Below are 21,975 nucleotides of genomic sequence, written 5' to 3'. Positions count from 1 at the left end.
TGCTGCATCTCCGCCGCAGTCTGCCGGCGGAACACTGAAATGTGACTGACACGACACGCCGGCCTGGAGAGCTGCTTCAAGCATCACCCGCAGCGGGACGTCCGCAGGGTGAGGTCCGGCCGCTCAGGCGATCAGTTCGGCGCGGCGTTGGTGTTCGGCCTCTTCGATGCGCTTGAACAAGGCCAGTGCCTGGCCGACGACCTGATCCATGTTGTAGTACTTGTAGGTGCCCAGCCGCCCAAGAAAGGTGACATTGGGCGTTTCGGCCGCGAGCCGTTCGTAGCGCCGGTACAGCTCGGCGTTTTCCGCACGCGGGATCGGATAATACGGGTCGCCCTCGGCCGAAGGATACTCGCGGGTGAGGCTGGTCTTGGGATGCTGCTGGCCGGTCAGGTGCTTGTACTCGGTGATGCGTGTGTAGGCGACAGTTTCGGCCGGGTAGTTGACCGTCGCCACCGATTGAACCTGTTCCTGATCCACGGTGCTGTGCTCGAACCTGAGCGAGCGATACGGCAGCTTGCCGTAGCAATGGTCGAAGTATTCGTCCACCGGGCCGCTGTAGACCAGCTGGTCGTAGTCCAGCTCGTCGCGGATCTCGCGGTAGTCGGTGTTGAGCATCACCTTGATGTTGGGGTGATCGAGCATGCGTTCGAACATGCGCGTATAGCCGTGCAGCGGCATCTGCTGGAAGGTGTCGGTGAAGTAGCGGTCGTCGTCGTTGGTGCGGGTGGGCACGCGTGAGGTCACCGACTTGTCCAGCTGCGACGGATCCAGGCCCCATTGCTTGCGCGTGTAGCCCTGGAAGAAGGTCTCGTACAGCTCGCGGCCCACCTGGTTGATCACCACATCCTCGCTGGTCTGGATGTCGGCCACCGGCTCGGCGCGGCTGGCCAGAAACGCGGCGGCGGCGTCTTCGGTGGTGAGCTGCAGGCCGTAGAGCCGGTTCAAGGTGGTCATGTTGATCGGGATCGGTACCTGCTGCTCGCCCACCTGCGCCAGCACGCGGTGCTCGTAGGGCCGCCACTGGGTGAAGTTGGACAGGTAATCCACGATGCGCTGCGCATTGGTGTGGAAGATGTGCGGCCCATAGCGATGGATCAGCACACCGGCGTCGTCATGAAAGTCGTAGGCATTGCCACCGATATGCGGGCGGCGATCGACCACCAGCACGCGCTTGCCCAGACCTGCGGCCAGACGCTCGGCCAGCACGCTGCCGGCAAAGCCCGCGCCGATGATCAGGTAGTCGAATCCGCGCCGGGTGCCGCTGAGGGTGCGCGTGCTCGCCAGCGGGACGGTGCCCGACGGTGTCATTGCTTCCACGTGAGTTTCTCCTTCATCAAGTCATAGGTGTGGTCCCAGGACATATCGCCCAGCACCTGATCGGCGGTGTCCAGCAGCTGCGCGCGATCGGTGCCGTCGCGCAGTGCGGCTTCGCAGGCGGCAACGAAGGCCGCCGCGGTATCGGCAATGCGCACCACGCCGGTGTCGCCATAGGTGCGCACCACATCGTGGATCGGTGTGGACACCACCGGGCAGCCACCCGCCAGGTATTCAGGGGTCTTGGTCGGGCTGATGAAACGGGTGGAGGCGTTCATTGCGAACGGCATCAGCGCCACCTCCCAGCCGGACAGGTAGCCGGGCAGCGCGTCGTAGGTCTTGCCGCCGAGATAATGGATGTTGGCGGCCTGCGGCAGGTCGGACGCGGCGATCTTGACCACCGGCCCGATCATCACGAACTGCCACTGTGGTCGCTGCTCGGCGATCTCGCGCAGCAAGTCCACATCGAAGCGCTCGTCGATGACACCATAGAACCCGAGGCGCGGGTGCGGAATGTCGGCTTGGTCGGCCGGCTCCTGCTGCGGTTGGCGTGCGGCAGCGAAATGTGCCACGTCCACACTGCTGGGGAAGGCATGCGTGTTGGCATGCAACGCACGCTTGGCTTCCCAGATGCTGTAGCCACCGGTGAATACCACGTCGGCACGTTGCAGCAGCTCGCGCTCGCGCTGCACCAGCTCGGGCGGCGCGCCGCGAAACGCCGAGAGCTCGTCCATGCAGTCGTATACGATCGCGCGCGGATGCAGATGCGCACTGAAGCTCTGACTCATTGGCGTGTAATACCACAGCAGCAGGTCGCCCACGCCAAGCTCGGCCAGGTAGCCATCCAGCAATTGCCGCTGCACCTGTACTGCATCCTCGCCCGTACACCCGGCCGGCAGACGCGGCACCAGCACATGCAGGCCGCCCTCTTCGCCACGCACCTGCAGCCAGGGCTCGGATTCATCGCAAACGATGGGCTCCTCCCAGAACAGCACATTGAAGTCGCCGGCAAAGCGTGACATCAGATGCTGCGGGCGTTGGTAGACGAAGCTCCAGCGCAGATGCGACAGGCACAACAGGGTCGTACGCGCAGGATCGAACTGCGGCGTGCTGTCGGACGAAACGGCTCGGCGGGTCTTGCCGATGTCGTAGTGGAACTGACCAGCCCAACTCATGGAATGACCTCACTGGAGAAAAAGGGATGCACGCCGATCAGGCGCGCGAAAGACGGTCCGTCGGCACCAGCGTGCGCGCCGGCTCGCTGCGACGACGGCCATCGGCAGCCGGCAACAGGCGGCGTACCGGCGCGGCTGCGTCGCGGACAAGCTCGGTCTCCGGCACGGGTGCCGGCGCGTGTGGCCTGCTCAGGCGCGAGGCGGCATAGCCGTCCGGGTGCATGGACTGCCAGCGCCAGGTATCGCGACACATGCGGTCCAGGTCGTGTTCTGCCTTCCAGCCGAGCAGGCGCTGGGCAAGCGTGGCGTTGGCGTAATACACCGCCACATCACCACCGCGACGCGGCGCAATGCGCAGCGGAATGCGCCGGCCACTGGCGCGTTCGAACGCGGCGGCCACTTCGCGCACGCTGTGGCCGCGCCCGGTGCCCAGATTCACCACCAGGCCGGTGCGCTCGCGCTGCAGGTAGTCGATGGCATCCACATGCGCACGCGCCAGGTCCATCACATGCAGGTAGTCGCGCACGCCGGTGCCATCGGCAGTGGGGTAGTCGTCGCCAAAGACCTGCAGCGCATCGCGGCGACCGACCGCCACCTGCGCGATGTAGGGCATCAGATTTTTCGGTACACCGCGCGGGTCTTCGCCCAGATACCCGCTGGGATGCGCACCGACCGGGTTGAAGTAGCGCAGCCGCGCCGCATGGAACTCAGGCCCGGCCGCGCTGAGGTCGGCGATCATCTCTTCCATCATCAGTTTGGTGCGTCCATACGGATTGATCGCTTTCAGTGGCGCGTCTTCCCGGATCGGGCTGGTGTTGGTATCGCCATACACGGTGGCCGACGAGCTGAACACCAGCTTGGTCACATTGGCGGTGCGCATTGCGCGCAGCAGCGCCAACGTGCCGGTCACATTGTTGTTGAAGTACAGCAACGGTTCGCGCACCGATTCGCCCACGGCCTTGAGCGCGGCAAAATGCAGCACCGCATCGATCTTCTTCGCAACCAGCAGCTCGGCCAGCTCGGGTGCGCGCACGTCCATGCGATGGAAGTCCGGGCGAAAGCCCATCAGATGGTGCAGATGATCGAGCACGCGCTCGGAGGAGTTGCTCAAATTATCGACAATGCACACCTGGTGGCCGCGGCGCGCCAACTCGACGCAGGTATGTGAGCCGATATAGCCGGTGCCGCCAGTGACCAAAATTCTCATTGATTATCTGCCTTGTGGAGGGCGCTGACGCGCCGGCCTCTCAATGGCGCGGATGCACCACCTGCACGTTTCGATGCGTGTTGCGTGATGTCATCGCGCCGGCAGTGCGCTGCTCTTGCGCCACGCATGGGTAGCGGGCAGCTCTGGGCGAGAAGAAAAGGGTTGTGCATCACGCTCCAACGCCACCTACGGTAGGAGCCCGGCCGTGAGAACAGGCACAGTGGCGGGTGCGTGCCGCGCGAGTATGGCGTTGACCGAAACCTCACCGTGACTGTGGGTCAGTGAGTGCGCGCGGAACGTGTTGCAGGCAGCGCGCAGCGCAAGGCCAGGCCGCCTCCGCCCCTGCAAGCGCACGCTGCAATAACGAAAAAGCCCGCCTCGCTAAGCAAGCGAGACAGGCCTTGTGATCAGGTGCAGCGCTGGATGACGTTAGAGCGTGACGGCGCCGCCGGCGATGGTCAGTAGCGTGCCCGAGGTGTAGCTGGCGGTATCTGCTGCCAGCATCACATATGCCGATGCCAGCTCGACCGGTTGCCCGGGGCGGCCCATCGGCGTCTGGCTGCCGAAATTTTCCACCGACTCCTCATCCATGCCGGCGGGAATGAACGGCGTCCAGATCGGACCCGGCAGCACCGCATTGACGCGGATGTGCTTGTCGGCCAGCACGCCCGCCAGGCCAATGGTCAGATTGGCCAATGCGCCCTTGGTGGCGGCATACGGCAGGATGTTCGGCGTCGGTTTCTTGGACTGCACAGAGGCGGTATTGATGATGGAGCCACCGTCAGTCATCAGCGGCACCGACAACTGCACCAGATGGAACACGGCATGCACGTTGGTATCGAAGGTCTTGCGCCATTCGTCCAGGGTGATGTCTTCAAACTTCTCGAAATATTGCTGGTAGCCGGCGTTGTTGACCAGGATGTCCAGGCCGCCGAAGTTGCTGTTGACCTTGTCGATCAACGCAGCTGCCTGGGCCGGGTCGCTGATATCGCAGCCCACCAGCAATGCCTTGACGCCGGCCTTTTCGATCAATGCGCCGATTCTGGCGGCGTCTTCCTGCTCATCGGGCAAGTAGGCGATTGCCACGTCGGCACCCTCGCGGGCATACGCGATTGCCACTGCTGCACCGATGCCGCTGTCTCCGCCGGTGATCAGCGCCCGTTTGCCGGTAAGCTGCCCATGGCCGACATAACTTTCTTCGCCATGGTCCGGGCGTGGATCCATCTTTTCGGTGCGCCCGGGGAAACTCTGTTGCTGCGGTTTGAATGGCGGGCGTGGGTAGTTGGGTACGGGCATTGGTGTCTCCTGACGATGTGACGCATCACAGTGAGCAGCAGTGTGCGTGCGCAAACGTAAACGGACGGGCTAGGCGATGTCGGCGGCATGTGTGCTGACGATGCCGCTGCCCGCGCATGTGGCGATTGCTTCACGCCGTCGCGCAGCTTTGTTCACTGCTCTGCAATGCGTACCGGCCTAGCGTGGGATCACGACCACAATGCAGGAGAACGACGATGGGCAGTGAACCGAAGAGGCCGTGGGGTCCGGATGATGATCAGAAAAAGCCGTTTACGCCGCAGGAGCAGCGCAACGAGGATGTCGAGTGGAAAGTTCATGACATGCCCGATGAAGATCGCGATGTGAACAAGGCCGATCCCGAACACGATTACGAGCGACCAGATGGCTCAGAGAAGCGCTAAGTCACGCGCACTGCTGCAATCCCTGCGTCCGCTATGCGGGCGCACGCAGGCTCGCCGCCGCGTCATTGCGCCGGCATGGCAATTCCATGCACATTTTCTCCACGGCTGACGCGTAGGCTATCGGTCACACCTCGCACCCGATGGCCTTGCCGCCGTGGTTGCGTACGCCCCAACCAGCAGTGGCGCGCGTCAGCGCGAGCTCACAGCCCAGCTGCCACATCACGGTGCAAGCGAGCTGATCCATCCGCTCAGTCCAATGCGCCCGTATCCGGGTTGTCCTTTAGTCCCCCGCAAACCTTGCGCTGTTTGGCGTTTCAACGCATTCGACGCACCGACCGACCCCAACCGTGACGCTTGGCACTGGCGTAATCCAGCGTTGCCCTGCGTACTTCGGTCAAACTTCTACGGCGAGCTCGACTTTGGGGGAGCGAGCGCCAGGCGGCCGGACGGCCGTGACAGCGATGTGCAACCTCGTGGTGGTGTGCAGGCGCGTTTTTCGCGCCGCCGTCACAATTCTCAACTGAACATGTATTAGTCATTGCGGACAGAAGCGCCCATGGACCGTCTTTCCTGCGCCATCATCGACGACGACGTGGAGTTCTGCGATCAGGTGGTTGAGTTAGCCACCGATAGCGGCTTCCGTGCCAAGGGCATCCACACCCTTGGCGAAGCCAGCCGTTGGCTGGACAGCAACTTCCCCGACCTGTTGGTGGTGGACGTTGGCCTGCCCGACGGCAGCGGTTTCGATCTCATCGAACGGCTCGACCCGGATCACACGCCGCAGATCGTGGTGGTATCGGGCGACTACGCCTACGAAACCCAGGGCCGCGCGCAGCAGTTCGGCGTCAGCGAGTTCCTCACCAAACCGTTCGCGCCCGAACGGCTGGAACGCGTGCTCGGCGGCCTGCGGGAAGCGCAGCAGGGCAACCTGGGCCTCATCGGCAACAGCGACAGCATCGTGCTGTTGCGCAAGGACATCGTGCGCGTGGCGCCCACCGATCTGAATGTGCTGGTGACCGGCGAAACCGGCACCGGCAAGGATCTGGTTGCGCGCGCAATCCATCGGGTCTCCAGCCGGCGTGGTCGCTTCGTACCGGTCAACTGCGGTGCGATTCCCGAGGAACTGCTGGCCAGCCAGCTGTTCGGCCACGAACGCGGCAGCTTCACTGGCGCCGATCGTCGGCATGCCGGATTTCTGGAGCAGGCGGCCGATGGCACGCTGTTCCTGGATGAGATCGGCGAGATGCCGACCCGGCTGCAGGTCTACCTGCTGCGCGCGATCGAGTCGCGCAGCTTCATGCGCGTGGGCGGCAGCGAGGAAATTCCGCTGGACGCGCGCGTGGTCGCAGCCACGCACCAGCATGTGCAACGCGAGCACGGCGTGCTGCGCGAGGACCTGTTCTACCGGCTCAACGAATATCCGATCCAGGTGCCGCCGCTGCGTGAGCGTCGCGGCGACGCGCGTCTGCTGGGCCTGCGCGTGATCGACGAGCTCAACGTCAAGTACGGCACCCGCAAGCTGCCGACCAAATCGTTGCTGCGCTATCTGGCGTATCACACCTGGCCGGGGAATGTGCGCGAGTTGCGCTCGTTCATCCGCTACCTGTACCTGCGCTCTGACGGCGATCTGTTGAGCGCGCCGGATGTGGTGCAGACCGTGCCGCAGGCCGACGCAGATGGCTTGCTGATTCCGGCGGGGTGGACCATGCGCCAGGCCGAGGACGCCATGATCGAAGCGGCGTTGTCGCGCACCCGGTTCAACAAGAAGGCGGCGGCGCGCGAATTGGGCATCAGTGTGCGCACGCTGCACAACCGGCTCAGCGATAAGGACGCGTAGTGGGCGACGCATCTCAAGGGCGCCGGCGCGAGCTGCTGCATCAGCTGCGCAACCGCCTCAACGTGATGGGTTTTGCGTTGTATGCGTTACGTAACGAGACCTCCAAGCCCATAGAGACTTTGCGCACCACCCATCAATCGGCCGTGGAGTTGCTTAATCAACTGGGCGAGGAAGAGCGCGCCCTGCGCCAGGACGATGCGATATCCACCGGCAGCACCGATCAGTAATGCTCGGCCGGCTGGGTCTGGTTGCTGAGCAGGGCGGTGATCGTGCGCGGATTGTACGGCTTCATGCAGTACGACAGGTGCGCAAACCGCGGCGGTAGCGTGTAGCGGTCGTAGCCCGAGCAGAACGAGAACGGTACCCCGCGCTCCAGCAACGCATCGGCCACCGGAAACACCGGTTGACCACGCACATTGACGTCGAGCAGTGCGCCGTCGATGGTCTGTCCGGAGGTCACCAGCGACAGCGCCTCGGGCACATTGCCCACCGGTCCCAGCACGCAGACTCCGGCTTCCACCAACAGATCGTTGAGCGATTCGGCCAGCAGGTAATCGTCTTCGACCACGAGGATACGAAGGCCGTTGAGTGGATGGTCCAGCATGGGAACTCCTCGAGCGGTGGCGCTGTCCGGCGACGCGCAGGCCATAGTGCGCGTCGCGTCGGTTAACGCCGCGCGTAAGCAGGTGCTTCCAGAGCCGTTGCGTGCAATCCCTGTACCACTCAGACGCCGCGTAGCGGTAGAGGCGGGTTTGCGCCATCATTGACGATTGCGCCTGACACCCGGCGCCGTTGATGCGATGGCTGCAATGACTGACGACGACACTTCCTGCGACGACACCGCAGCGGCCATGACGCACGACGCCGTGGCGCCACCGCCGTTGTTCATTCTCGGCGTCGGTGCCGATGGCCTGGATGCCACGCGCCTGGCCGAACTGCTCGACGCGGTCGCCGGCGCGCCCAATCTGGTCATCATGCTGTTGCTGCGCGATCGTCACCTGCTGGATGAGCCGCGCCTGCGCGAGTTGCTCGGGCCGCAATCCAGTCTGCTGCTGGCGCCTGAGGATGGCGACGCGCTGCATCCCGGACGCATCTACCTGCCGCCCAGCCAGACGCTGGTGACCCTGGAAGAAGGCCGGTTGCGGCTGCGCCCCTTGCAGGAAGCCAGCGATCACGGCTTGATCGACAGCTTCTTCGTCTCGATGGCGCACGACCAGGACGGCAACGTGATCGGCCTGATCATGGGCCGCTTCGATGGCGACGGCACCTTGGGCACCGCCGCCATCAAGGAGTGCGGCGGTCTGGCGCTGGCGGTGGACGATCCGTCGTTGCACGGGATGGATCTGCGCAGTGCCGGCAACCCGGCCGCCATCAGCGACGACATCCTGCCGTTGCCGCGCGTGGCCGCACGCATCGCCGCGCATATGCAGCGTCACCATCGCTTCGGTCATCCGGCACCGGTGGGCGTGCGCAACGGCAGCGAGAATGATCAGCTCAGCCAGGTCGCCAGCATCCTGCGCAACGCCACCGGCCACGATTTCCATGGGTACAAACGCGCCACGTTCCTGCGCCGCGTGCAGCGACGCATGCAGGTGGTGCAGGTGGACACGCTGGAACAGTATCTGGAGCAGCTGCGCAGCCGCTTCGACGAACCGCTGTTGCTGTTCAACGATCTGCTTATCGGCGTGACCCAGTTCTTCCGCGACCGCCGCGAGTTCGAGTTTCTGGAGCAGCAGGTGATTCCGCGCCTGTTCCAGGGCAAGCAGCCGGGCGACCACCTGCGTGTGTGGGTGCTGGGCTGTTCCACCGGCGAAGAGGCGTATTCGTTGGCGATGCTGTTACGCGAGCATGCGCAGACGCTGGACGTGGCGCCACGCATCCAGATCTTCGCCAGCGACATCGACGGGCGGGCATTGGCCATCGCACGGGTGGGGCGTTATTCGTCCAGCATCGTTGCCGATGTGGGGCCGGAGCGCCTGCAGCGCTGGTTCGTCAAGGAAGGCGATACCTATGTGGTGAGCAAGCAACTGCGCGAGCTGTGCGTGTTCTCGCAGCACAGCATCGTCAAGGACCCGCCGTTCTCGCGGCTGGATCTGGTGTCATGCCGCAATCTGCTGATCTACCTGGATGCCGAGCTGCAGAACCGGGTGATCCCGGTGTTTCACTTCGCCCTCAAGCCGGGCGGCTATCTGTTCCTGGGCAACGCCGAAAACGTCTCGCGGCATGCCAAGTTGTTCGCACCGGTGGAGCGCAGCTTCCGCGTGTTCCAGAAGATCGATGCCGACAGCCGCATGCATACGACCTTCCCGTCGTCTGCGCTCGGACTGGACGGCCAGGCGCCGGCGCCAAACCGTCAGCAGCGCAGTGTCAGCAATGCACTGGTGCTTGCCGGCGAGCGCATTGCAGATCGCTACGCACCGGCCTATGCAGTGCTGGACGAGCATTTCGATGTGCTGCATTTCTCCTCGCAGGCCGGGCGTTTCATCCGTCCCGGCGGCGGCGCGCCCAGCCTCAACCTGCTCAACCTCATTCACCGCGACCTGCGTCTGGAGTTACGCAGCGCGCTCAGCCGTGCCGAAGCGGACATGACGCCGGTGCAGGTCAAGGGCGTCCAGATGCACGAGGATGCGGCGACCTGGGCGGTGGACCTGTTCGTGGAGCCGACCTCGGATTCGGAAGTTCCGCGCGGCTATGTGGTGTTGTTTCAGGAAGTGGAAGCGCGTGACCTGGCCGAGCTGGCGCCGCCGAAAGACACCGTGTCCGACAACGCCCACGTGCAGGCGCTGGAGAACGAGCTGCGCATGACCCGCGAGCGGCTGCAGTCGATGATCGAGGAGCTGGAGAGCACCAACGAAGAGCTCAAGTCCTCCAACGAGGAATACCAGTCGCTCAACGAAGAACTGCAGAGCGCCAACGAAGAGCTGGAAACCTCCAAGGAAGAACTGCAGTCGGTCAACGAGGAAGTCACCACGGTCAACGGCGAGCTGGCCCACCGCGTGCAGGAGCTGGCGCATGCCAACAGCGACCTGAAGAACCTGCTGGAAAGCACCCAGATCGCCACCGTGTTTCTGGACAACGACCTGCGCGTCACCAACTTCACCCCTGCGGTCACCGACATCCTGCCGTTGGTGGAAAGCGATATCCACCGGCCGATCAGCAACATCAAGCTGCACGTGACCTATGACGAGCTGCAGGACGATGTGCGCCGGGTGATCCGCACGCTGGCGGTGCTGGATCGCGAAGTGGAAAACCCTGCCACCCGTGCCCGCTACATGGTGCGGGTGCTGCCGTACCGCACGGTCAACAACTTCATCGGCGGAGCGGTGTTGACCTTCATGGACGTCACCCCGCTGACGCGCGCCGAGCGCGCGTTGCGCAGCAGCGAGCAGCGCCTGCGGACCTTGATGGAAGGGATTCCCCAACTGGTGTGGCGCTCGCTCGATGCTGGCCGCTGGACCTGGTCCAGCCCGCAGTGGTCCAGCTATACCGGGCAACGCGCGGGCGAGAGCCTGGAGCTGGGCTGGTTGCAGGCGGTGCATCCGGACGAGCGCGAGCTGACCTTGAATGCCTGGCACGACAGCGCGCGCACCGGCGGGCTGGACGTGGAGCATCGCCTGTTCAATGCAGCCGAGGACCGCTACCGCTGGTTCCATACGCGTAGTGCGCCGGTGCTGGACGAGCGCGGCCAGGTGCTGGAGTGGCTGGGAACCTCGACCGAATCGGACAATCTGCGCCGTCTGCAGGAAGAACAGCGCGTGCTGGTCAGCGAATTGCAGCATCGCACCCGCAACCTGATCACCGTGGTGCAGTCGGTCGCCAAGCAGACCGTACAGACCAGCCACAGCATGCCGGAGTTCGCCGGCAGGTTCGACGACCGGCTCTCTGCGTTATCGCGTGTGCAAGGGCTGTTGTCGCAGTCGGACAACGCGCCCACCACCATCGGTGCACTGCTGCGCATGGAGCTGGATGCGCTCGGTGCCGAGCCCGATCAACGGCGCATCGTGGTGGAAGGCCCGGATGTGGCGCTGCGCAAGTCCACGGTGCAGACGCTGGCGCTGGCACTGCACGAGCTCGCAACCAACGCACTCAAGCATGGCGCATTGGCAGTAGAGACCGGCACCTTGTCGGTGCGCTGGGATGTGGTGTCCCACAACGACGCCTCGGCGCGCCTGGTGTTGTCGTGGATCGAAGAAGGCGCCAGCCAGCAGCGACGCAACGATCGCGACCAGGCAGGCGGATTCGGCCGCCGCCTGATCGAAAAAGCCTTGCCGTACAGCCATGGCGCACAGACGCGTTACGAGCTCAGCGATACACGGCTGGAATGCGAGATCCAGTTGCCGCTGACCTCGCTGCACGATTAGTAACTCGCTGCACGCTCGCGTGCAGTGTCTGCGCACTCTGGCAGGCGCTGCCATGCCCATGTGCGAAAGGCTGTGCATCCCCACGCGCCCTCACGGAAAATCCTGCGCGTGCGTGCAGATGTTGCGACGGATTCGCACCTCGCAGCGCCGCTGATGCCACTGCTGTCACGCAAGACCGTTGCAGCGCGGCTGTGTGCAGCATCGAAAAACTTGGCGCGTATTGTGCGTAGCTCCTGCAGTCATCAAGCTGCACAGTGGAGTCAACATGATTACGCGCATTCTTCAGTTGTCAGGCCGCGTTGCGAGCAATGCCTGGGTCGAGATCGGTGTCGGTGCCGATGCCGACATTCTGGTTGCCGACCGTGGCGGCAAACGCGAGGAGCGTGCAACCTTTGGTCGACGCGCGCCGGGACAGCAGCGCTCGATCAATACCCAGGAGCCGGAATGGCTGGGGCGCGTCGACCTTGCCATCTGGGAAACCCAGCGCTGCCTGATCCCGCTGTGTGGATTTGTCTGCACTGCATCGACAGACGGCGCCACCTCGGCAACCTGGTTGAGCCAGGACGGTGGTGCGCTGTACGCCGCAGGCCTGCGCAATGTCATGGATATCGGCGGCCGCCTGCAGATGGGGTTCTCGTTGCTGGTTGCCTCCTCGACCAGCCTGCCTACACAGCGTCCGTTATGCGTCGAAGGCGATGCCACGCAATGGCTGCAGGTCAGTGGCGAGGAGGCGATGCGTCATCTCCTGCCATGGCGGCTGGAGCGTTGCACCACCGCAGCAGGCGTGCGGCCCGAGTGGGCCACTGAAGCGCAGGCCAAGCAGGCCGCGCCGGTGTGAGCCGCGTTGACAGGCAGTGACAGGAGGCCCGTCGGGCCTCTTTTGCTTTCAGTCGTCCGGTAACACGTTGCACACGCATCGTTTTTTTTTTTGCGAGCCATCCGCATTGCTTGGCCGCAGGTGGCGGCCGCCCTCACTGCGAAGGCCATCTGCAACATGACCAACTGCATGTCGCCTGCTGTCCACAGCAGGTCGCGCATGAAAAAGCCCGGATCGCGAACGACCCGGGCCAGTGTCAGCAATCGCTGCCGATGACGATCAGCGTTGGATGTCGCCAGTGGTGGAGCCGGCACCCGGGCCTGCGCCCAGGTCTGCACCGGTGACCCGATCCAATTCCGGATTCGACAGCAAGCGTAGTGACATCGCATCCAGTGCCTCGGTCTGGGTCGCATCCAGCGCAACCGTGGCCGACCCATCGCCGCCGTCGACCGCGGACTGCAGGTCACGGTCTGCCACTACGTCCCACTGCTCGCCGGCATTCCACGGGCCGACCGTGTCGCCTTCGCCCTGCGACATGTTGTAGTAGATGTCGGTGAAGCGCGGGTCGCCCGGCAGCTTGCCCGGCGGGAAGTTCGGCTCGATCGAGTACAGCGCCTTCTCGAACGACTTCTGATGCGCCACTTCGCGCGTCATCAAAAAGCGCAGCGCATCCACGATGCCCGGATCGTCGGTGACAGTGATCAAACGCTCATAGACCAGCTTGGCGCGTGCTTCGGCAGCGATGTTGGAACGCATGTCCGAGGTCGGGCAACCGATCGAGTCGACATAGGCCGAGGTCCACGGCACGCCGCTGGAATTGACCAGCGCCGGACCACCGCCATACAGGATCTGCTGGGTGTGGCTGGTGCTGTTCTGGGTCATGGAGCGCATCTCCATGGCCTCTTCCATGCCTTCGGACAACACGGCCTTCGGCCCCTTGTTGAGCATGGCGATGATCGAGCCGATGATTTCCAGGTGGCTCAATTCTTCAGTGGCGATATCGAACAGCAGATCCTTGCGGCCCGGATCGTCTTCGCCCAATGCCTGGGTGAAATACTGCATCGCTGCGGCAAGTTCGCCCTGCGGCCCGCCGAACTGCTCGAGCATCAACGTGGCCAGGTCCGGATTGGGTTCGGCGACGCGAACGGTGTACATCAAACGCTTGTTATGCATGAACATGGATCATGTTTCCTGGCTGGCGCCCGGGGACAACTGCAACGCGGCATGCGCGCAGAAACCCGAGGCTGGCGATGGGGGAGTTGCCCGCGAGATGCGGGCGAACGCAGGCGGCGGTGCCGCCTGCGCACTGCATCAGGCCGCTTTGCTGGCCTTGGATGCCTTTTGATTACCACCTTGCTCGGCAAGCAGGGTCAGCTTTTCATCGGTGGCCTTTTCTTCTTCCAGCGTCGACAGCAGCAAGCTGACCGCGTCGGTATAGCCCAGCTGCTTTGCGATCGCCGCGATGGTGCCGTACGAGGCGATCTCGTAATGCTCCACCTTCTGTGCGCCGCCGATCAGCGCTGCATCGCGAACCGGACCTTCTTCGATCTCGTCGATCACCTCACGGCTTTCCTCGACCAGACCTTCCATCGCGGCACATTTGATGCGCTTGAGCTTGATGCCGAGCAGTTCGACGATCTGATCGATACGCTCGATCTGGCCCTGGGTTTCTTCCAGATGCAGCTTGAACGCCTCCACCAGCTTGGGCTCGGTCGCCGCACGTGCCAGACGCGGCAGAGATTTGGTCAACTGCTTTTCTGCACTGTAGATGTCCGACAGCTCGTGGACGAAAAGCTCTTCAATTGTCTTGATCGCCATGGGCGGCTCCTTTGGATGGATAGATGGAAAAACAGTGCGGTGCACCGTATATGCGTGTTGCGGTCGATTGCGTGCGAGCCAGCTACCGCGTCATCTCGGCATCGCAGTACCTGATGTAACGCCAGGCCTGCAATGCGGCGTTGTTGTCGTGGTTGCTCATGCTGTCTCGCATGGTCGCTAGGCTAGTCGTCGGCGTGTTAGCGCGATCGGTGGATGCGGTGATCCCGATGCGATGACGACCTGTGCCGTAAGCCGCGCGCTGACGTCTTGCGGGCGGTCGATGCAGTAGCGCCGAGCCGTGGCGGTCGCACTGGACTGACCGAGGCTGCCGCCGGCTTCTTGAGATGCGTGCGTACAACGCGCATGGCCACTGCCAGCACGCGGCATCACTGACGCGCTTGCACTGATGTCGATTGCGCTGCCCGGATGTCGATGCTGACGAGCCGCGATTGCACCGGCACCGTGCAGCATGCACGACGGGGAATGCACCGCGTTGCGGACAGTTGCGCTACAACCGATGGCTCGTCCTTGCCCCGGAAGTTGCCATGACGCCGTTGGACAAACCGCTACGCCGCGAGCTGCAGATCGGCGATCAGGCCTATACCTTGATCATCGACCCGCAGGGATTGAAGCTGGTTGAAAAAGGGCGACGCAAAGGCGTGGCATTGCGGTGGGACGAGCTGGTCAGCGGCCATGCCGCACTGGCCCGCGCGCTGCAGGCCTCGCTTGGCGAGTCCTGATTGCAGCACGCAGGCGAGGCGACTCAGGCCTGAGGAAACAACCGTGCCAACTCGCGGACCGCTGCTGCAGATGCGGCGTGATCCGGCGTGGCATCGGGGTTGTTGAAATCGTTGGTGCCTTGCGCCTGCACCAGCACGCCATCGCGGCGTGGCACCACATTGAGATTGTGGCCGCGCCAGACCAGCCCGTAGGTCACTTCCGGTTGCGGAATCAGGCGCGCGGTCTGCCCGCGCACCGGGATGACGCTGTAGTCGCCAAGCAACGCGCGCGCACCATAGCCGGTGGCATTGACCAGGATCTTTTCGCGCAACTGGCCGAACTGGCGCGGATGCTCGAAGCTGCGCGTAGTCAGCTCGCCACCGGCCTGCAGAAAGTCGTCCATCAACAGCCGCGCATACGCACTGAGGTTGAAGGTCAGCTGGCTGTAGCGACGCACGAACGGCACCGGAAACGGATGATTGCCGGGGGCGACCGGCTGCGAGCGCGGGCCCAGATCACCGAGCAATTCGCGCTCCAGCGGCGGGTAGTCCGGCTCATGCGCTTCGGCCGATGCGCTCGGCTGGTCGAACGGCACATCCGACAGCGCGTAACCATCGCGCCATTCGATCGGCTCGCCCGGCAGGCCCAGCAGGGTCTGGTAGCGGCGGAACGAGATGCGCGCCATCTCTTGCCAGCGGGTCTTGAAATCGGCGCTGGCGTATTCGCTGGTGCACACCCGCGAGTCCGGCGACCACACGCCGGTGGCGTAGAACGAGCGCACGTCCGGCAGGCGCTCGCGCGCATAGATGCGCACGCGCAGGCCTGCGCGTTGCGCGACCAGCGCGGTGGTCAGCCCGATCGCGCCGCAGCCGATCACCGCCAGCTCGCGCACATCCGCATCGGCCGCGCGCACCAGCCGCAGCGCATGCTCGGCCGCGCCCCACGACAGCGACCATCCGCTGCCGCCATGTCCATAGTTGTGCACCACCGTCTTGCGACCGATGCGCTCGGCCTCGATCCGCGGTCCCTGCGCACGGAACGGGCGGGTGCAGCCGTTGATCGCAATGATGCGATCGACCGCCGCACGGATCGGCGCCAGCGGCAGCGATGCGGCGAACTGGTCGGGCGAGGCACCCGGCGGCATGGCGGGCAATGGCGAAGACGGCGCAGCGGCGACCTTGCCGGTCGCGGCCCAGCTCCCGCTGGAAGCGGCCGCAAGCGCAAGACCGGCGCTGTGCAGGAAATGACGACGGTGCATGCGACTCCTGAGCGATGCGGAGGAAATGATCGGGACCACGGCGCCTGTGCGACCTGCCCCACTGCGCACGCCACGCAGCATCCGTATACGCCAGGCCCTGCGCTGCGTGGCCGCGAGCGACGCCCGACGCCTGATGGCCGCCGGGTGCCGGTCACGGACGTCGAGCATACCGCGCGCGTCTGCACCTGCCACTGCCGACCAGGCCGGGTTTCGCACCGCGATCCGGGCAATTGGGGCCGCGCTGACGGCCATTCGTCGCCCGGGGCTTTCGTCCGATCGCTTGCCGGCTATGCTCGCCGCGTCCCTACCCGACGAGTCGCCCCCCGTGTCTGCCAGCGTCTTCCTGATCGTGCGTATCGTGTTCGCCTGGGCTGCGGCGTTGGTGGTGGCCGGGATCATGTGGGCGCAGCTGTTCGGCTCGACCGGCGCGTTCTTCGGGCTGATCTGTGTGGTGCTGCTGACACTGGCCCTGATGAGTGCGATCACGCATGTGCGGCGGGTGCGCCTGATCGCCGGGCGGCTGGATCACGACACCTTGTCGACCCGGCAGCGGCGCCAGATCGAAGTGCCGCTGGACGTGCAGGCCAGCTTCGCGGTGGTCGAAGAGGCGGTGCGCGTGCTGCCGCGCGTGCAGGACATCGAATGCGCGCCCGGCAGCCTGCTGATCCGCGCCAAGGTGCGCCGCATCGACCCCTACGAAGGACGCCAGCCCTCGCGTTGGAACCTGTTCGCGCGTTTTGCGATCAAGCGCAACCAGGTGCTGGTGACGATCACGCCGGGGCAGGGCACCAGTAGCGTCACGGTGCTGTGCGAGCCCGACGCCGGTGCCTGGGTGGACCTGTTCGCGGTGGACGAAGGCAGCAATTACGAGAACGCCGAGGCGATCAACCGTGCGGTGGTGCGTCGGGTCGGCGAGCAGCGCCGCGACGAGCAGGCCGCGGCCGAGCAGTCGGTGATGGAAAAGGAGCTGGCCGTGGCACGCCTGAATCTGCTGCATGCCCAGGTCGAGCCGCACTTTCTCTACAACACGCTGGCCAGTGCGCAGGTATTGGCGCGCACCGACCCGCCGCGCGCCGACATCATGATCGGCCATCTGATCCAGTACCTGCGCAGCTCGCTGCCCAGCGCCGACGGGGCCATCTCCACCCTGGGCGAGGAACTCGAACGCACCCAGGCCTATCTGGAGATCCTGCGCATCCGCATGGGCACGCGGCTGGCCCTGCAGGTGGAAGTGCCGTACGAGCTGCGCGCACTGCAACTGCCCTCGATGATGTTGCAGACCCTGGTGGAGAACGCGATCAAGCACGGGCTGGAACCCAAGCCCGGCGGCGGCACGATATGGATCCTGGCGCGTCGCGTCGACGACCATGCCACGCTGACCGTGGCCGACGACGGCCAGGGCTTCGGCACGCATACGCAAGGCACCGGCATCGGCCTGAAGAACGTGCGCGAGCGCCTGCAGCTGATCTACGCCGGCAAGGCCAGCTTTGCCATCGTGTCCAATTTCCCCAGCGGTGTGGCAGCCACCATCAGCCTGCCGCTGCCGGCGCAGATGCTGGCCACCCGCATGCCGCCGCCGTTGCCCGACGCGCACACCCGGCCCGCGCAGGTGCAGGCATGAACGCGCTGCGTGCGGTGATCGCCGAAGACGAGGCGCTGCTGCGGCAATCGCTGCTGACCCTGCTGGCCCAGGTGTGCCCGCAACTGGACATCGTGGGCGAATGTGAGGACGGCGCCAGCGCGCTGGAGACCATCGCCACCCAGCAACCGGATGTGGTGTTTCTGGATATCCGCATGCCCGGGCTCACCGGCATCGAAGTGGCGCGTGCGCTGCGCGAGGTCAGCCCGCGTACCCAGGTGGTATTCGTCACTGCCTACGACCAGTACGCCATCGATGCGTTCGAACACGGCGCGGTGGACTATCTGCTCAAGCCGATCAGCCGCGAGCGCCTGCAGGCCACCTGGCAGCGCGTGCAACAGCGCGCCGCCGCCGCCGGCCAGCCGGATGGCCAGCTGCTGGAGGCCTTGTTGCAGCGCCTTTCCGCGCGCCCTGCCGCCGCCGGCGCCGCGCCGCCGTTGGCCTGGCTCACCGCCAGCAGCGGCCGCGAGACGCGCCTGATCGCGCTGGACGAGGTGGCGTATTTCCAGGCCGACCAGAAATACACCACGGTGATGACCGCCGCCGGCGAGGCGATCCTGCGCACGCCATTGCGCGAGTTGCTCGACGTGCTGGACCCGCAGGTGTTCAAGCAGATCCACCGCTCCACCATCGTCAACATGAAGGCGGTCGCCTCGGTGGTGCGCGAGGACACCGGCAAGGGCCGGCTGGCGCTGCGCGGGCGCAGCGAAACGCTCACTGTCAGCCAGCCCTTCATGACCCTGTTCCGCGGCATGTAATTCCCCCGATCGCATCGACTGAAAGGATTGCTGATATGCGCCTGATCGCCTCCCTCGTGTATTGCCTGCTGGCATTGGCCGGTTGCCATGACCGCAACGGCACCACCTCCATCACCCGTGCCACCAGCAATGGCCAGGACGTGATTTTCAGCAAGACCCTGGCTACCGCCACCGACATCCATGTGCACTGCCTGGCCAGCAGCAGTGGTCGCTGCCATTACCTGGTCTACGAGGAGCACTGCGCCGCGCCTGCCGCAGGCGCGACGGCGCGCCCACCGGCCTGCGCACGCAGGACCCTGGACAGCTTTGCGCTGACACCCGGGCAGGTGCGCGAGCTGCGCGGCATCCCGCGTCAGGCGCACACCTGCGTGGATACCAGCGCCCCCGGCGCGGATTGCCATGGCTAAGCGGGTGTTGCAGGCCTGGCTCGGCGGAAACACGTTTCAGCTATGTAGCAAGCCATGCTGCAACCGGGCACAAGCCTGAATACGCACTGACGATCCGCGGCCGCTTCTGCGATCATTGCCGGCTTGTTGCCGGTTCACGGCGTCCTCACAGTCAGGCTCTCATGTCCGAACAATCGCTACGCCGCGACGTTGGCCCCTTCGCCCTCATGCTTACCGGCCTGGGCTCGATCATCGGTTCCGGCTGGCTGTTCGGCGCCTGGCGCGCCGCCGGCTTGGCCGGCCCCGGTGCGATCTGGGCCTGGATCCTGGGCGCGGCGATCATCACCACCATCGCGCTGTCCTACGCGGAACTGGGCGCGATGTTCCCCGAGTCCGGCGGCATGGTGCGCTACAGCCATTACTCGCACGGCTCGCTGGTGGGCTTCATTGCCGGCTGGGCCAACTGGATCGCGATCGTCTCGGTGATCCCGGTCGAGGCCGAGGCCTCGGTGCAATACATGGCGTCCTGGCCGTGGGCCTGGGCGCAGGGCCTGTATGTGCAGGCACCCGGCGGGGCGGGGGAGTTGTCGGTGCCCGGCCTGCTGATCTCGGCGGTGCTGGTGCTGGTGTATTTCTTCCTCAATTTCTGGAGCGTCAAGCTGTTCGCGCGCTCCAATACCCTGATCACCGTGTTCAAGCTGGTGGTGCCGGCGGCGACCGGCGTGGCCCTGATCGCCAGCGGCTTCCATAGCGAGAACTTCAGCGTCGGCATCCACGGCGATGCGCACGTGATCGACCTGGCCGCGGTGCTCACCGCGGTGGCCACTGCCGGCATCGTCTTCAGCTTCAACGGCTTCCAGAGCCCGGTGAACCTGGCCGGCGAGGCGCGCAACCCGGGCCGCAGCATTCCGTTCGCGGTGCTGGGCTCGATCGCGCTGGCCACGGTGGTCTACGTGATCCTGCAGGTGGCCTACATCGGCGCGGTGCCGCCGGACCTGCTGGCCAAGGCCGGCTGGCACGGCATCGACTTCCGCTCGCCGTTCGCTGAGCTGGCCATCATCGTCAACCTGCATTGGCTGGCGATGCTGCTGTACATCGATGCGTTCGTCAGCCCCAGCGGCACCGGCATCACCTATACCGCCACCACCGCGCGTATGGTCTACGGCATGGAAAAGAACGGCACCATGCCGTCGGTGCTGGGCAAGCTACACCCGGTCTGGGGCGTGCCGCGCATGGCGATGTTCTTCAACCTGGCGGTGTCGTTCGTGTTCCTGTTCTTCTTCCGCGGCTGGGGCACGCTGGCGGCGGTGATCTCGGTGGCGACCATCATTTCCTACCTCACCGGCCCGATCAGCGCGATGGCGCTGCGCCGTCATGCGCCCGAACTGCACCGCCCGCTGCGCATCGCCGCGCTGCCGGTGCTGGCCGGCGTGGCCTTCGTGATGGCGACCGAGCTGCTGTACTGGGCGCGCTGGCCGCTGACCGGCGAGATCATCCTGCTGATGGTCGTGGCGCTGCCGGTGTACTGCTACTACCAGGCCAAGCAGGGCTGGCCGGATCTTGGGCGCAACCTCAAGGGCGCGGCCTGGATGATCTGCTACCTGCCGACGATCGCACTGCTGTCCTGGGCCGGCAGCAGTGACTTCGGCGGGCATGGCTACCTCAACTACGGCACCGATCTGGCCGTGGTCGCGGCGGTCGGGGTGGTGTTCTACATCTGGGGCGTGCGCAGCGGTTGGCGCACGCCGTCGGTGGAGAAGGCCGTCGCGCAGGCGTAAGCGCCTGATTGCTGATGACGGATCGACCGGGCTCCAGCAGGCGCCGCAAACAACGACGGCCGGTGCACTGCACCGGCCGTTTTTGTTGGTCGCCACGCACGCCGTGATGTGCAGCGATTGACACTGTCTTGGCAGCGTACGCCGTGTTGCGATCGGGCATCGGGCGGATCAATCGGTCCGTTTTTTCGCCCCGCACGCGGTGTTGCCGACGCCTCCCGGCAAGCACCGTGTCCATCGTTTGCCCGCTACGCCAGCGTCCCCGCCGCGCTATGGGTGTTGGTACTGGTCACCAGGCGCGGCGCACCATCGAAGCGGTCCAGATCGCGCAACAGTTCGGTATAGCGGCGCAGCCGACCCATCTCGCGCATGTTGACGATGTCCTCGTGGCGCAATTCGCGCCTGGAACTGACCTCCTGCTTGTAGCGCAGCACTTCCGGGTAGCGACGGGTCATGTCCAGTGCATCGGCCACGCACTCGACCGAGTCGGCATCCGGTGTGAGCCGCGCGCGGCTGTTGAAGGCGCGCAGCCAGCGTTCGAAACCGGCGCTGTGGTCGAACAGATCGGCGATGTACCACATGACGAACAGGATCGAGGCCCACGAGGTAAAGATGATCACCACGCGGCTGAAGGTGAGGTGGTAGTCGTTCTGCCACAGCTGATGGGTGATCACGCCCAGCAACACCAGCGAGATCGCCTGCCAGCCGATGATCGAGGCGATCACCCACTGTTTCTTGGCCACCTTGAGCAGATTGAGCTCCTGGTCGAGCTGTTCGTCGGTCTTTTCGCGCCAGTGCGCGACCTGCTCGTCGAAGGAGAGCCGATGGAGTGCGTTGTCCTGCAATAGCAGGCCCAAACCCTGGAACAAAGCGATCATGACAAGCTCCTGACGGATGGCTGGTACGAACGACTTGCTGCACCCGGCAACACGCCGGTGCCCTGGAGCGACCGGGCAGATGCCTGACAGTGATGCAAGCCTGCGCTCGGACGGCCCTAGTTCTAGCACTTTCGCTGTGCATGGCAATGCCTGCTGCCACGCGATGGCTGGCCAATCCTGCGTACCCGCGCACAAATCGCGGTATTCAGGCGCTTTGCAGCGTTTGCCGAACGACTGCAGCGCTAATGCGTGGCCATTCTTGCTGCACTGCACACGCGCGCTTGCGTGCGTGCATCCGTAATCGAGGCGGTTGCGACCGGCGCGCAATCGAT

Annotated in this window: 19 protein-coding genes; 10 read left to right on the top strand and 9 right to left on the bottom strand. The window is 64.8% G+C overall.

Translation table 11 applies throughout. The features are described 5' to 3' along the window. Positions 1-123: 123 nt before the first annotated feature. From glf to LL972_RS01695, 4 genes are all read right to left on the bottom strand, one after another. Positions 124-1,311, bottom strand: a complete 1,188-nt coding sequence (gene glf, locus LL972_RS01710; RefSeq protein WP_228326188.1) for a UDP-galactopyranose mutase — start codon at positions 1,309-1,311, stop codon at positions 124-126. Next, positions 1,308-2,492 carry a glycosyltransferase family 1 protein gene (locus LL972_RS01705; protein WP_228326141.1) on the bottom strand — a complete coding sequence of 395 codons (1,185 nt, stop codon included), beginning with the start codon at positions 2,490-2,492 and terminating at the stop codon, positions 1,308-1,310. Before LL972_RS01705 ends, glf begins: the two co-directional genes overlap by 4 nt. Before the next feature lie 37 nt (positions 2,493-2,529). After that, entirely contained in the window at positions 2,530-3,699 is a 1,170-nt protein-coding gene (galE, locus tag LL972_RS01700; protein WP_228326140.1) for a UDP-glucose 4-epimerase GalE, read from the bottom strand. A gap of 429 nt (positions 3,700-4,128) precedes the next feature. Further along, the gene (locus tag LL972_RS01695) at positions 4,129-4,995 is read right to left on the bottom strand and encodes an SDR family oxidoreductase (protein ID WP_228326139.1); all 867 of its coding nucleotides are present in this window, start codon (positions 4,993-4,995) and stop codon (positions 4,129-4,131) included. 215 nt (positions 4,996-5,210) lie between these two features. Here LL972_RS01695 and LL972_RS01690 point away from each other — a divergent pair, with 215 nt between their 5' ends. The 3 genes from LL972_RS01690 (at position 5,211) to LL972_RS01680 (ending at position 7,460) form a co-directional block, all read left to right on the top strand. Further along, on the top strand, positions 5,211-5,396 hold the full coding sequence (locus LL972_RS01690) for a hypothetical protein (RefSeq protein WP_228326138.1): 186 nt from the start codon (positions 5,211-5,213) through the stop codon (positions 5,394-5,396). Between the two features lie 556 nt (positions 5,397-5,952). Continuing rightward, on the top strand, positions 5,953-7,233 hold the full coding sequence (locus LL972_RS01685; protein ID WP_228326137.1) for a sigma-54-dependent transcriptional regulator: 1,281 nt from the start codon (positions 5,953-5,955) through the stop codon (positions 7,231-7,233). Further along, positions 7,233-7,460, top strand: coding sequence for a hypothetical protein (locus tag LL972_RS01680; protein ID WP_228326136.1), 228 nt, complete (start codon positions 7,233-7,235; stop codon positions 7,458-7,460). The genes LL972_RS01685 and LL972_RS01680 overlap by 1 nt, the downstream gene beginning before the upstream one ends. Here the strand turns inward: LL972_RS01680 and LL972_RS01675 are convergent. Further along, positions 7,454-7,837 carry a response regulator gene (locus LL972_RS01675; protein WP_228326135.1) on the bottom strand — a complete coding sequence of 128 codons (384 nt, stop codon included), beginning with the start codon at positions 7,835-7,837 and terminating at the stop codon, positions 7,454-7,456. The two genes, LL972_RS01680 and LL972_RS01675, sit on opposite strands and share 7 nt — an antisense overlap. 205 nt (positions 7,838-8,042) lie before the next feature. Between LL972_RS01675 and LL972_RS01670 the strand changes: the two genes are divergently transcribed. Together LL972_RS01670 and LL972_RS01665 are read left to right on the top strand one after the other, a co-directional pair. Further along, positions 8,043-11,594, top strand: coding sequence for a CheR family methyltransferase (locus LL972_RS01670; protein ID WP_228326134.1), 3,552 nt, complete (start codon positions 8,043-8,045; stop codon positions 11,592-11,594). Positions 11,595-11,859: 265 nt separating this feature from the next. Then, entirely contained in the window at positions 11,860-12,432 is a 573-nt protein-coding gene (locus LL972_RS01665) for a hypothetical protein (RefSeq protein WP_228326133.1), read from the top strand. A 258-nt stretch (positions 12,433-12,690) separates the two neighbouring features. On the opposite strand, the gene LL972_RS01660 is transcribed toward LL972_RS01665, so the two are convergent. Both LL972_RS01660 and LL972_RS01655 read right to left on the bottom strand, forming a co-directional pair. Next, positions 12,691-13,590, bottom strand: a complete 900-nt coding sequence (locus tag LL972_RS01660; protein WP_228326132.1) for a manganese catalase family protein — start codon at positions 13,588-13,590, stop codon at positions 12,691-12,693. Between the two features lie 132 nt (positions 13,591-13,722). Beyond that, positions 13,723-14,229, bottom strand: a complete 507-nt coding sequence (locus LL972_RS01655) for a ferritin-like domain-containing protein (protein ID WP_016900918.1) — start codon at positions 14,227-14,229, stop codon at positions 13,723-13,725. Positions 14,230-14,774: 545 nt separating this feature from the next. Here LL972_RS01655 and LL972_RS01650 point away from each other — a divergent pair. Further along, the gene (locus LL972_RS01650) at positions 14,775-14,969 is read left to right on the top strand and encodes a hypothetical protein (RefSeq protein WP_228326131.1); all 195 of its coding nucleotides are present in this window, start codon (positions 14,775-14,777) and stop codon (positions 14,967-14,969) included. Between the two features lie 23 nt (positions 14,970-14,992). Here the strand turns inward: LL972_RS01650 and LL972_RS01645 are convergent, their stop codons facing one another. Further along, positions 14,993-16,207, bottom strand: coding sequence for an FAD-dependent oxidoreductase (locus LL972_RS01645; protein WP_228326130.1), 1,215 nt, complete (start codon positions 16,205-16,207; stop codon positions 14,993-14,995). Positions 16,208-16,532: 325 nt separating this feature from the next. Between LL972_RS01645 and LL972_RS01640 the strand changes: the two genes are divergently transcribed. The 4 genes from LL972_RS01640 to LL972_RS01625 all read left to right on the top strand — a co-directional run bounded on the left by LL972_RS01640 (position 16,533) and on the right by LL972_RS01625 (position 20,768). Further along, positions 16,533-17,828, top strand: a complete 1,296-nt coding sequence (locus tag LL972_RS01640; RefSeq protein WP_228326129.1) for a sensor histidine kinase — start codon at positions 16,533-16,535, stop codon at positions 17,826-17,828. Next, positions 17,825-18,604, top strand: coding sequence for a LytR/AlgR family response regulator transcription factor (locus tag LL972_RS01635; RefSeq protein WP_228326128.1), 780 nt, complete (start codon positions 17,825-17,827; stop codon positions 18,602-18,604). The genes LL972_RS01640 and LL972_RS01635 overlap by 4 nt, the downstream gene beginning before the upstream one ends. A 35-nt stretch (positions 18,605-18,639) precedes the next feature. Beyond that, positions 18,640-19,011: a hypothetical protein gene (locus LL972_RS01630; protein WP_228326127.1), complete on the top strand. Its 372-nt coding sequence runs from the start codon at positions 18,640-18,642 to the stop codon at positions 19,009-19,011. Positions 19,012-19,172: 161 nt separating this feature from the next. Then, positions 19,173-20,768 carry an APC family permease gene (locus LL972_RS01625; RefSeq protein WP_228326126.1) on the top strand — a complete coding sequence of 532 codons (1,596 nt, stop codon included), beginning with the start codon at positions 19,173-19,175 and terminating at the stop codon, positions 20,766-20,768. A 245-nt stretch (positions 20,769-21,013) separates the two neighbouring features. Here LL972_RS01625 and LL972_RS01620 read toward each other — a convergent pair whose 3' ends face one another. Next, positions 21,014-21,643 carry a hypothetical protein gene (locus tag LL972_RS01620; RefSeq protein ID WP_228326125.1) on the bottom strand — a complete coding sequence of 210 codons (630 nt, stop codon included), beginning with the start codon at positions 21,641-21,643 and terminating at the stop codon, positions 21,014-21,016. Between the last annotated feature and the right edge of the window lie 332 nt (positions 21,644-21,975).

The organism is Xanthomonas campestris pv. asclepiadis, assembly GCF_020784175.1.
GTDB classification, from domain to species: Bacteria; Pseudomonadota; Gammaproteobacteria; order Xanthomonadales; family Xanthomonadaceae; genus Xanthomonas; species Xanthomonas campestris_D.
This window is presented reverse-complemented; position numbering and strand designations above follow the sequence as displayed.